The sequence below is a fragment of the Flavobacterium muglaense genome (assembly GCF_014305155.1).
In the GTDB taxonomy this organism is placed as follows: domain Bacteria; phylum Bacteroidota; class Bacteroidia; order Flavobacteriales; family Flavobacteriaceae; genus Flavobacterium; species Flavobacterium muglaense.
In genome coordinates, this window is record NZ_JACRUK010000032.1 from 33,798 (window position 1) to 44,964 (window position 11,167).

At 34.4% G+C, this 11,167-nt stretch carries 9 protein-coding genes; all 9 read left to right on the forward strand.

The window, feature by feature from the left end; all coding sequences use genetic code 11:
* Positions 1–47 precede the first annotated feature (47 nt).
* The 9 genes from H8R24_RS12420 to H8R24_RS12460 all read left to right on the forward strand — a co-directional run bounded on the left by H8R24_RS12420 (position 48) and on the right by H8R24_RS12460 (position 11,024).
* Entirely contained in the window at positions 48–728 is a 681-nt protein-coding gene (locus H8R24_RS12420; RefSeq protein ID WP_187021246.1) for a response regulator transcription factor, read from the forward strand.
* Entirely contained in the window at positions 725–2,017 is a 1,293-nt protein-coding gene (locus tag H8R24_RS12425; protein ID WP_187021248.1) for a sensor histidine kinase, read from the forward strand. The genes H8R24_RS12420 and H8R24_RS12425 overlap by 4 nt, the downstream gene beginning before the upstream one ends.
* An 86-nt stretch (positions 2,018–2,103) precedes the next feature.
* Positions 2,104–2,598 (forward strand): PepSY-like domain-containing protein, encoded by a 495-nt coding sequence (locus tag H8R24_RS12430; protein ID WP_187021250.1) that lies wholly within the window; start codon positions 2,104–2,106, stop codon positions 2,596–2,598.
* A gap of 42 nt (positions 2,599–2,640) precedes the next feature.
* Entirely contained in the window at positions 2,641–3,261 is a 621-nt protein-coding gene (locus H8R24_RS12435) for a phosphatase PAP2 family protein (protein ID WP_317172594.1), read from the forward strand.
* Between the two features lie 52 nt (positions 3,262–3,313).
* Positions 3,314–4,330 (forward strand): YncE family protein, encoded by a 1,017-nt coding sequence (locus H8R24_RS12440; RefSeq protein WP_187021252.1) that lies wholly within the window; start codon positions 3,314–3,316, stop codon positions 4,328–4,330.
* A 28-nt stretch (positions 4,331–4,358) separates the two neighbouring features.
* On the forward strand, positions 4,359–5,597 hold the full coding sequence (locus H8R24_RS12445) for a TolC family protein (protein WP_187021254.1): 1,239 nt from the start codon (positions 4,359–4,361) through the stop codon (positions 5,595–5,597).
* Complete coding sequence (locus tag H8R24_RS12450; protein WP_187021256.1) at positions 5,566–6,516, forward strand: efflux RND transporter periplasmic adaptor subunit; 951 nt, start codon at positions 5,566–5,568, stop codon at positions 6,514–6,516. The genes H8R24_RS12445 and H8R24_RS12450 overlap by 32 nt, the downstream gene beginning before the upstream one ends.
* Before the next feature lie 79 nt (positions 6,517–6,595).
* Positions 6,596–9,649: an efflux RND transporter permease subunit gene (locus H8R24_RS12455; RefSeq protein WP_187021257.1), complete on the forward strand. Its 3,054-nt coding sequence runs from the start codon at positions 6,596–6,598 to the stop codon at positions 9,647–9,649.
* Between the two features lie 202 nt (positions 9,650–9,851).
* On the forward strand, positions 9,852–11,024 hold the full coding sequence (locus H8R24_RS12460) for an acyl-CoA dehydrogenase family protein (protein WP_187021259.1): 1,173 nt from the start codon (positions 9,852–9,854) through the stop codon (positions 11,022–11,024).
* Positions 11,025–11,167 lie beyond the last annotated feature (143 nt).

The following is an 11,167-nucleotide window of genomic DNA, read 5'->3' on the forward strand; positions in this document are numbered from 1 at the left end:
TATTATTGTACCCAAATTAGCAATCAAAGTATAATAGAACACGAAGTATGAAAATTTTATTGATCGAAGACGAACCTGAATTGCAAAAAAGTATTAAGCAATACTTTGAAATGGAAGGAAATGTAGTAGAGCTGGCATCGAATTATACTAAGGCCCAACAAAAAATTGCTTTGTATGATTATGATTGTATTTTGGTAGACATTACTTTGCCAGGGGGTTCTGGTTTAGATTTGATTAACGAAGTAAAGAACCAAAAATCAAAGGCGGGTATCATTATTATATCGGCCAAAAATGCTTTGGATGATAAAATCAAAGGACTCGATCTTGGCGCCGATGATTATTTGCCTAAGCCTTTTCATTTATCAGAACTGAATTCGAGAATAAAAGCATTAATTAGAAGGAAAAGTTTTGATGGAAATCTAGAGATTATATTGAATGAAATTAGAATTTCCCCCTTAGAGCGTACGGTTTTTATTCACGATGAATTGGTATTATTGACCTCAAAAGAATATGATTTACTGCTGTATTTTATTGCAAATAAAAATCGTGTAGTGAGTAAAAGTGCTTTGGCTGAACATTTGTGGGGTGATGACGCTGATCGGCTTGATAATTTTGATTTTATATACAACCATGTTAAAAATCTTCGTAAAAAATTAGTTGAGAAAAAATGTGAAGATTACTTGCATACTATATACGGGATCGGGTATAATTTTAAAATTCAACGATGAAACTACTCTCTAAAACCAGTCTTTACTATGTGTTGATGAGTATCCCTTTGTTACTTTTATTTGGTTTTGTTTGCTACCAAGTAATTACTGATGAGGTGAAACATAGCAATGATGAATTGTTGCTAAATCGAGTGCATTTGATTGAGCATTATTTAGCTGAAAATGACTCGGTTTCTATCGATTTTTTAATAAAAACGAAAGAAGCTACCATTACTAAAACACTTAAAAATAATTTCAGAAACGGTAGTAAAATCATTTTTTCGGATACTTTAATTTTAGATAAGAGCGAAAATGAGATGGCTCCCAATCGAATGATTTCGGCTTTTGTACAGGGAGAAAAGGCTAATTTCCAAATTAAAATTTGGCGGAGTACCATTGAATATGACGAATTAATTGAGGGGATTTTATATTTGTTAGTAGGGATTTTAGCGACTTTCTTTTTGATTTCGTTAGTACTCAATTTTTGGATTTCAAAAAAAATGTGGCAGCCTTTTTATACGGCAGTGAATAACCTAGAAGGTTTTCGTGCAAGCGATAACAGGGTTCCAATATTTGAAAAATCAACTACAAGAGAGTTTGCAGTGCTTAATAATTCGTTGCAAAAGATGATGGGTAAAATGATTACAGATTACAATAGTCAAAAGAAATTTACCGAGAATGCAGCACACGAAATTCAAACGCCATTAGCTGTAATTAAGTCTAAAGTAGATTTACTCATTCAATCGGAGAATTTACAAGAAAATGAAGTCGATTTAATTGTTGCTATTGATGACGCTTGCGCAAAAATGAGTCGACTCAATAAATCACTATTATTGCTCACAAAGATCGAAAACAGGCAGTTTAAATCGACAGAGATGGTAGCTGTTGCAAAGGTTGTGGATGCTTCCTTGTTGCTTTTTGAAGATTCTATTGCCAATAAAAAGATAAATTTGTTGCACAATACAACGATTGATTTATTGATTAATATGAATTCTGATCTGTGTTTAGTGCTAATCAATAATTTGGTTCAAAATGCTATTAGACATAATACTATTGGCGGAAGTATTACTATTACCACTAATAGCAACGAAATAATAGTCGAAAATACTGGAATAAGTCAAGCTCTTGACACATCTTTGGTTTTTGAGCGATTTCATAAAAGCATAGCAACTGATGCTTCGCTAGGTTTAGGCTTAGCGATTGCCTATGAAATAGCCGAAGTGAGCGGGTTGTCTTTACATTATCAGTTTGTAAACGATAGGCATTGTTTTGTTTTGAGGGTGTTGCAATCCCAAAAGATTTTTTTGTGAATTACAAAGGCATAGAATTGCAATAGAATTGTTACAGACATTTGTTTAATAAAGCATTATGGCTTCCATTTTTAAACAAAAAAACAATGAACACAATCGATCAAAGCACGCCAGAGAAAAACTTCAAGTTAACGGTACAGAACATCTTTTTAATAGGGGCAATAATTGTTAGCGCAAGCATATTTGCACAAGCAGAAGGGAAACCTAAAAAAGAAACAATACCCGTACTTGTAAAAGCAGCATTTGCCAAAGAGTTTCCATCTCAAAAAGCAAGTTGGGAAAAAGAAGCGGCAAATTATGAAGCTGAATTTCAAATTAATGGTACTGATGCTTCGGCTTTATATGATGCAAAGGGAAATTGTAAAGCACTTGAAATAGCCATTAAAAAAAACGAATTGCCTGCGGATGTTTTACCATATTTAAAGAAAAATTATCCAACAAATAAAATCACTGAAACAGCTAAAATCACAGATGATAAAAAGGTAATAACGTACGAAGTCGAGATTAAAAAAGAAGGAAAAGCGTGCGATATTTTATTTGATGCCAAAGGAAAATTTATAAAAATAGTTACGGGAGTGTAATGCCAAAGGAAACTTTTTTTAACTATTTAATTCATTTTTTCAATGATTAAAGTGATCGTTTATATGTTGCTTATTTCGTTTTCAATAAGCACTTACGCACAAAATTTTGACATTCAAACTTTACGAGAAATAAATGTGGAGCGTAACAGATCGTTAGATCCCACTTTCAAAGCGATTACTAATTCCGCTTCACCAATAAGTATTGCAGCTCCGTTGATTATTTATTCAATTGGAACGATAAATAAAGATGCCGATTTAAAAAAGAAAGGAATTTTTATAGGAGAAACATTTTTGGTCAACGCTTTTATAACGACTGCTTTAAAATATTCCATAAAAAGAGACAGGCCTTCAGTAACTTATACAGATATTGAAAAAATGTCTTCGGGCGGAAGTGGTTCATTCCCATCTGGACACACCTCAGAGTCGTTTGCAACAGCTACATCTTTGAGTTTAGCATTTCCTAAATGGTATGTTATAGCGCCTTCTTTTCTCTGGGCAAGCGCTGTTGGTTATTCTCGGATGGATTTAGGAGTTCATTACCCTACTGATGTTGCTGCGGGTGCGATTGTAGGAGCTGGATCAGCTTATCTTTCTTATAAATTGAATAAATGGATTAATAAGAAGAAAAATAAACCAATCCTTTTCGATGGTAAAAAAGAATAGTTTTCAATAAAAAAATCATTATCTAAAAAAATCATTATCTAAAAAGATTATTATGAATAAAATACGGGTATCTCTCCTTACTATTTTTTCCATTACCACATGTATTGGTCAAACCTATAAAGTTTTAGAAAAAATTAATATCCCGGGCAATCAAGGATGGGATTATGCAGTTGTTGACGAGGTGAATCAGCATTTATTTGTTTCTCATGGTAGTGAAGTGAATGTGATTGATTTGCATTCGAACAAACTCCTTACATCCATTCCTGACACCAAGGGAGTTCATGGTATCGCTATTGCAAATGATTTAAATAAAGCATTTATTTCAAATGGAAAAGACAATTCGGTTTCTATTATTAATTTGACGACTTATGAATTAATCGAAAAAGTGGTTCTGCCTGCTGAAAATCCAGATGCTATATTATATGATGCTTTTTCTAAAAAAGTCTTTACATATAATGGAAAATCCAATGATGCAACGGTTCTCGATGCAATTACAAATAAAGTAGTAAAGAGCATTCCGCTAGGTGGGAAACCTGAATTTTCAGTAACGAATACTAAAGGGTTGGTTTATGTGAATATTGAAGATAAAAACCAAATAAAGACGATCAACACTTCTACACTAGAAGTTACAAACACCTGGAGCATTGCACCTGGAGAGGAGCCATCAGGCTTAGCAATAGATTTAGAAACGAATCGATTATTTTCTGTCTGTGGCAATAATATAATGGTTGTTGTAAATGCCTTAAATGGGAAAGTGATTAAAACAATCCCTATTGGCGAAGGTTGCGATGGTGTGGCTTTTAATCCAAAAACCAAACTTGCTTTTTGTTCCAATGGTGACGGTACAATTACGGTTGTAAAAGAATCGAAAAAGGGGCGTTTTTCGGTTTTAGAAACGGTGAAAACGCAAAAAGGAGCGAGAACGATTGCTTTGGATAAAACCACCAATCGGTTGTATTTAGCTACGGCTAGTTTTGGTGATAAACCAGCACCTACAACCGAAAATCCGCATCCAAGATCAAGTATCATTCCTAACACGTTTGTAGTTTTAGTAGTCGATGCTAAATAAAGCCGCTATTTTTTTATAAATATATCCAATGAGAATACTATTTTTAAGTTTGTTTTTTCTAATAACTGTCAAGTCTTTTTCACAAGAAAAGGACTTGGCGTTTTATATCGAAAAAGCACAAACCAATTCCCCTTTATTAAAAGATTTGTCTAATCAAATGCAATTAAATTCAATTGATAGTTTGTTGGTTATAGCTAGTTTTAAACCCCAAATTGCAGCAAATTTAAATGCGTATGTAGCACCTAATCATAATGGATTTGGTTATGATACTGCTTTGAGTAACGGTCAGTCCGTATCGGGATTAGTTGGATTCAACCAAAAAATAATAGGCAAAAACAGAATCGATACACAGGCAGAGACTTTTAAAATTATCAAAGAAGGACTAGCGCTAAATAAAAAAATAGCAATAAAAGATTTGAATAAAGTTATAATCGCGCAATACGTCACTGCCTATGGAAGTGCTGAGCAAGTCGTTTATAATCAAAAAATGGTTGAGCTTCTTAAAAACGAAGCAGTTATCTTGAAGAAATTGACTCAAAATTCCATTTATAAACAAACGGATTATTTGATTTTTCTGGCTACCTTAAAGCAACAAGAATTGCAAGTGTTGCAGTTGAAGCAACAATATCAAAATGATTTGGGTTTGCTTAATTATTTGTCAGGAGAAACCGATGTAAGTTTTGTAAATTTAGTAAAACCAGCGATTAGTTTAAAAAGTATTCAAAAAGAACAAAACACTCTTTTTGAAAAGCAATTTGAAACGGATAGTTTAAAAATCAGTAATCAAAATAAGTTGATTGACAACAGTTATAAACCATCACTTTCATTTTTGGGTGATGCGGGTTATATGTCGAGTTTTGTGAATCAAGGGTATAAAAACTTTGGTTTTAGTATCGGTTTAGGATTGTCAATTCCTATATATGATGGAAATCAGAAAACGTTATTACATCAAAAAAATGAAACGGCTTTAGCTACTAATTTAGCGTATAAAAATAATTTTAATAAACAATTTGAGCAACAGTTATTATTGCTAAATCAACGTTTAAAACAAACTGAAGAAATACAAAATCAATTGCAATCTCAGTTGCAAATTAGTGACGCACTAATTGAAGCTAACAAAAAATTATTGCTTTCGGGTGATGCCCAAATTACTGATTTTATGATCGCTATAGGAAATGTGATTAGTATTAATAATACAATTTCTCAAAATAAAATAAATACATTTCAACTGATTAATGAAATCAATTATTGGAGCTCAAATGACTAATATTATGAATAAATCATTCCTTTTTATACTACTATTTCCGTTGCTTTTTATAGCATGTAAAGAGAATGCTGTATCCGAAAAACCAATTGATGCCAGTATTCCAGTTACCGTTACAACAATTGATACTGCAGGAATTGAAAATTTTATGGAACTCAATGCAACGGCCACCTACTTAGTAAAAAACAGTATTAAGGCAAATGCTACGGGGTATCTGAGTTCCGTTAATGTGGCGATCAATGATTTTGTAAACAATGGATCGACCTTGTTTTCGATAAAAACAAGAGAATCAAAAGTATTAGGAAATACGATAAACAAAATTGATCCGAGTTTGAATTTTGGCGGCGCAATACGGGTGCGTTCCAACACGAGTGGGATCGTTACAATGGTAAATGTACAACAAGGCGATTATGTACAAGATGGTGATCCATTGGTTGTAATTAATGATGCTAATAGTTTTGCACTTGTATTGAGTTTGCCTTATGAATTAAAAAAGTATGTTGCTGTTGGGCAGCAACTTCATGTCACTTTGCCTGATGGAAGTGCTAAAATAGCGACTGTGCAAAAATTTTCACCTACAGTAGATGCAGCTTCACAAACACAAAACGTAGTATTGAAAATAAACGGAAAACAAGACATTCCTGAGAACTTAATCGTAAAAGTACGCATCAATAAGTCGTCTAGTTCGAATGCTATTTCGTTGCCCAAAGCCGCCGTTTTAAGCAATGAAACCGAAACTGATTTTTGGATAATGAAAATGATAAATGCCACTACAGCGATTAAAGTCCCCATTAAAAAAGGAATTCAAACAGAAGACAGAATAGAAGTTATTTCTCCAGTTTTAACTGCCAATGATAAGATTTTATTAACTGGAAATTATGGTGTTGCTGACACGATTAAAGTAAAAGTGATGAGGAAATAGTGGTTAGTTTTTAGTCATCAGCCTTTAGTATTAAAAAACTTAGCGACTTTGCGCCTTAGCGGTAAAAATAAAAAATGAAATGAACAACTTCTTCGTAAAACATAAAAATGGGCTAAGCGCCATCATCTTCCTTATTATTTTGGGCGGTTTTTTTGCCTATTCGAAAATGCAAACGGGTTTGTTTCCCGAAATTACTTTCCCGAAAATAAAAATCATTGCCGATGCAGGACAACAACCGGTAGATAAAATGATGATTACGGTTACGAAACCTTTAGAAAATGCCATAAAAAAAGTGCAAGATTTAAAAACGGTTCGTAGCATAACCAGTCGAGGTAGTTGTGAGATATCGGCTTTTATGGATTGGAAAGCAGATATTGATTTGAGTAAAACACGTATCGAAGAACAAATTAACCAAATCAAAAATAATCTTCCGCCGGATACTCAAATCACGGTAGAGAAAATGAACCCATCTATTTTGCCTGTTATTGGGTATGCGATCGAAGGCAAAGGAGTGTCGGCTATTGAGTTAAAGAAAATAGCCGATTTTACGATAAAACCGTTCCTTTCACAAATAGATGGCGTTTCGGAAATACGAATAATTGGAGGTAAAGAAAAAGAGTATTGGTTGTCGTTGGACTTCAGTAAAATGACCGCTTTAGGTATTACTCCAGATGCCGTTTCACAAGTATTAAGTCAGACGAATTTCATCAAATCAAATGGGTATTTAGCGGATTATCGGTATTTGTATTTAACGATTACGGATGCCCAAGTTGACAAAAAAGAAGAGTTAGAAAACTTAGTGGTGCGTAATAATGGCAAAGGAATTGTTACTTTAAAAGACATCGCTGCTGTTGAAATAAGAGAAGCCAAGGAGTTTATAAAAGTGAATGCCAACGGGAAAGAAAGTATTTTGGTCGCTGTGATTAAGCAGCCCAATTCAAATTTAATTTCGCTTTCGGACGCGATGAATGCTAAATTGCAAGATTTAAAGCAAATACTTCCAAAAAGCATTAGTATTAAACCATTTTATGAACAAGCTACCTTTGTAAATGATGCTGTAAAAAGTGTTACTGATAGTTTGTTGATTGGTTTGTTTTTGGCTATAATTGTGGCAGTTTTGTTTTTGAAATCAGCCAAAGCAAGTGCAACGATATTGATTATTATTCCAGTGACTTTAGGGCTTACATTAATTGTTTTATATCTTACAGGTCAGACTTTTAACATTATGACTTTGGGTGCTATTGCAGCGGCACTAGGTCTTATTATTGATGATGCTATTGTGGTTGTAGAACAAATCCATAGAGCCCACGAAGAGCATCCAGATGAACCTACGGTTACGCTTTTGCAAAAAGCAATTCAATATTTATTTCCAGCCATGCTGGGTTCTTCGATTAGTACAATTGTGATTTTCTTTCCATTTGTTTTAATGAGTGGGGTAGCGGGCTCGTATTTTAAAGTACTAACAGATACGATGATTATCACCTTGGTTTGTTCGTTTTTTGTTACTTGGCTGCTGCTACCAGTCGTCTATTTATTGCTTTCGAAAAAAGATCGTGTAATTACAGAAACTGAAATACTTCCTGAAATTCATGAGGTAAAAAAGCAAAATTGGGTTTCGTATTTCATTGGAAGACCGTTCATAAGCATTGGTTTTTGTATTGTATTAATGCTGTCTATATTTATTATTTTGCCCAATTTAGAAACGGGTTTCTTACCAGAAATGGATGAAGGAAGCATCATTCTTGATTATGAAAGTCCGCCAGGAACTTCACTTGAAGAAACAGATAGAATGTTGAATGAAGTAGAGAAAATCATAATTAAAATTCCCGAAGTAGAGGCGTATAGTCGTAGAACTGGTACTCAGATGGGTTTTTTTATTACGGAACCCAATCGAGGCGATTATTTAATTCAGTTAAAAAAAGACAGGAGTAAAACCAGTAATGATGTAATTGATGAAATTCGCGCCAAAGTGGAAGCAACTCAGCCTGTATTGCGGATCGATTTTGGTCAAGTAATAGGGGATATGTTGGGCGATTTGATGAGTTCAGTTTCACCAATTGAAGTCAAAGTATATGGTAATGATCAAGCACAATTGCAAAAAACAGCCAAACAGGTTGCGGCTATTGTTGAAAAAGTGGAAGGAACGGCTGATGTTTTTGATGGAATTGTTTTGGCTGGACCGGTAATTAATATTCAACCTAATTACATTCAACTGGCGCAATATGGTATTGCGCCTGCTGACTTGCAATTTCAAATGCAAACAGCGCTAGAAGGTAATATAGTAGGTAATGTATTGGAAAATGAAAAACAAATCCCAATTCGATTGATTTATGCCAATAGTAAGAAAAGAAGTTTGGAGGATATTAAGCAACTTAAAGTCTTTTTACCCAACGGACAATCTGTTCCAATTACTAGTTTAGTGACTATTTCGATCGAAAAAGGAGTCGCCGAGATCGAGCGAGAAAATCTACAAATGATGACTGTGGTAACAGGTCGACTAGACAACCGAGACCTAGGAAGTGTGATGAAAGAAATACAAACCAAAGTCACTGCTCAAATTCATTTGCCAAGCGGTTATTATATTGAATACGCAGGAGCTTATAAAGAGCAGCAACAGTCGTTCAAAGAGTTGTTAATGATTTTAATTGCTTCCTCTTTATTGGTTTTTGGGGTGATCTTATTCCTTTTTAGAGATTTTAGAGTAGCGTTTGTGATATTATTAATTTCGGTTTTAGGAATTGCAGGAAGTTATCTTTTACTTTTTATTACAGCTACACCATTGAACGTGGGAAGTTATACAGGAATAATAATGATAGTAGGGATCATTGCCGAAAATGCTATTTTTACTTTCCTACAATTTAGAGAAACCTTCAAGTTAACCAGAAACCTGAAGGAGTCAATTGTTTACTCGATTTCGACTCGATTTCGTCCAAAATTAATGACAGCTTTGGGTGCGATTATAGCCTTGTTGCCTTTGGCTATAGGTATAGGAACGGGATCTGAATTGCATCAACCATTAGCTATTGCAGTGATAGGCGGATTCTTGATTGCGATGCCTTTATTATTGATTGTACTGCCTACATTGTTAGCTTTGGTTTATAAAAACGAAAAACATTTCAAACATTTTCTATAGTTTTTCAGCAAAATAGATTAGACTTAATAAAATTGAATTATCAGCCGAAACACACCGTTTCGGCTTTTTGTTTGACGGTCACTCGTAATTTAGAACGTCTTTTGAAACAAAATAAAATAAAAGGCTTAACTTTAGAAAAGAATATAAATTACTATTCGAACTGTATTACTGTTCCTTTTTCAATTAATTAAAAATCATTTTTATGCTACAAAATATCCTTATCGAAAGAAAAATTTACGCTACCGAAGAGCATAAAATGATGCAGTCCATGATTCAAGAATTTATTTCGAATGAAATAATGGGGCAGTTGGATGAATGGGAAAAACAAGGAATGGTATCTCGTGACATTTGGAAAAGAGCGGGGGAGTTGGGCTTACTTTGCCTTGATATGCCGGAGCAGTATGGCGGTGGCGGATTAGATTTTACCTTTAATTCCTTACTTATTGAAGAGTTTGCCAAAAAAGGAATTACTGGTCCAGGTTTTTCCTTGCATTCGGATATTGTAGCGCCTTATTTACTTAATTATGGCACCGAGGCGCAAAAATTAAAGTACTTGCCGCTCATGGCAAAAGGCGAGCTGATTACTGCAATAGGAATGACAGAACCCAATTGCGGTAGTGATTTGAAAGCGTTGCTAACTACTGCTGAGGATAAAGGGGATCATTATCTAGTAAACGGCCAAAAAACCTTTATCACCAATGGGTATATGTGTGATATGGCTATAGTTGCTGTGAAAACAAATGTAAATACAGCTGATGAAGGAGTTACTTTATTGATTTTGGAATCGGATATGGAAGGATTCAACAAAGGAAAACCCCTCAAAAAAATCGGAATGAAATCACAGGATACAGCCGAATTGTTTTTTGATAATGTCAAAGTGCCCAAAGAAAACCGTTTAGGAGATGAAAAAATGGGTTTCAAAATTATGATGAAAGAACTGGCTCGCGAGCGACTAACCGTTGGGATTATGGCGGTTGCCACTGCCGAAGGTGCTATTGAAGATACGATAAAATATACTACGGAGCGCACGGCTTTTGGATTGGCTATAGCGGGATTTCAAAACACCCAATTTAAAATAGCCGAATCTGTCACGCAAATGCAAATACATCAAGCTTTTCTAGACCGTTGTATCGAGTTGATGGACAAGCACGAATTATCTAGCGAGAGTGCTTCCATGATTAAATATTCGGCTACGGATATGTGTGGTAAAGTGGTGGATGACTGCTTGCAATTGTTTGGTGGTTACGGTTATATGTGGGATTACCCCATAGCTCGCATGTATGCTGATAATCGGGTGACTCGCATTTATGCAGGGACTAATGAAATCATGAAAATTTTGATTGCGCGTCGTTTGTTTAAAGACCTTTTAAAATAAAGAAGTCTGTATGAATTCGGGCTTGGTATTGCCGTTAAACGGAAAATGAGCTACAATTTTAAATTGTTAGAGGTGTAAAGTTATGTACTTATTTTAATTATTTGTAATCCAATGTGTTTATGCTTCATCATCTTAATAATTAG

What these genes read in the sequence shown, in the direction of transcription:
- H8R24_RS12455 (WP_187021257.1), top strand. Translation starts at nt 6,596, where the DNA reads ATGAACAACTTCTTCGTAAAACATAAAAATGGGCTAAGCGCCATCATC.
- H8R24_RS12460 (WP_187021259.1), top strand. Translation starts at nt 9,852, where the DNA reads ATGCTACAAAATATCCTTATCGAAAGAAAAATTTACGCTACCGAAGAG.
- H8R24_RS12440 (WP_187021252.1), top strand. Translation starts at nt 3,314, where the DNA reads ATGAATAAAATACGGGTATCTCTCCTTACTATTTTTTCCATTACCACA.
- H8R24_RS12435 (WP_317172594.1), top strand. Translation starts at nt 2,641, where the DNA reads ATGATTAAAGTGATCGTTTATATGTTGCTTATTTCGTTTTCAATAAGC.
- H8R24_RS12425 (WP_187021248.1), top strand. Translation starts at nt 725, where the DNA reads ATGAAACTACTCTCTAAAACCAGTCTTTACTATGTGTTGATGAGTATC.
- H8R24_RS12445 (WP_187021254.1), top strand. Translation starts at nt 4,359, where the DNA reads ATGAGAATACTATTTTTAAGTTTGTTTTTTCTAATAACTGTCAAGTCT.
- H8R24_RS12430 (WP_187021250.1), top strand. Translation starts at nt 2,104, where the DNA reads ATGAACACAATCGATCAAAGCACGCCAGAGAAAAACTTCAAGTTAACG.
- H8R24_RS12420 (WP_187021246.1), top strand. Translation starts at nt 48, where the DNA reads ATGAAAATTTTATTGATCGAAGACGAACCTGAATTGCAAAAAAGTATT.
- H8R24_RS12450 (WP_187021256.1), top strand. Translation starts at nt 5,566, where the DNA reads ATGAAATCAATTATTGGAGCTCAAATGACTAATATTATGAATAAATCA.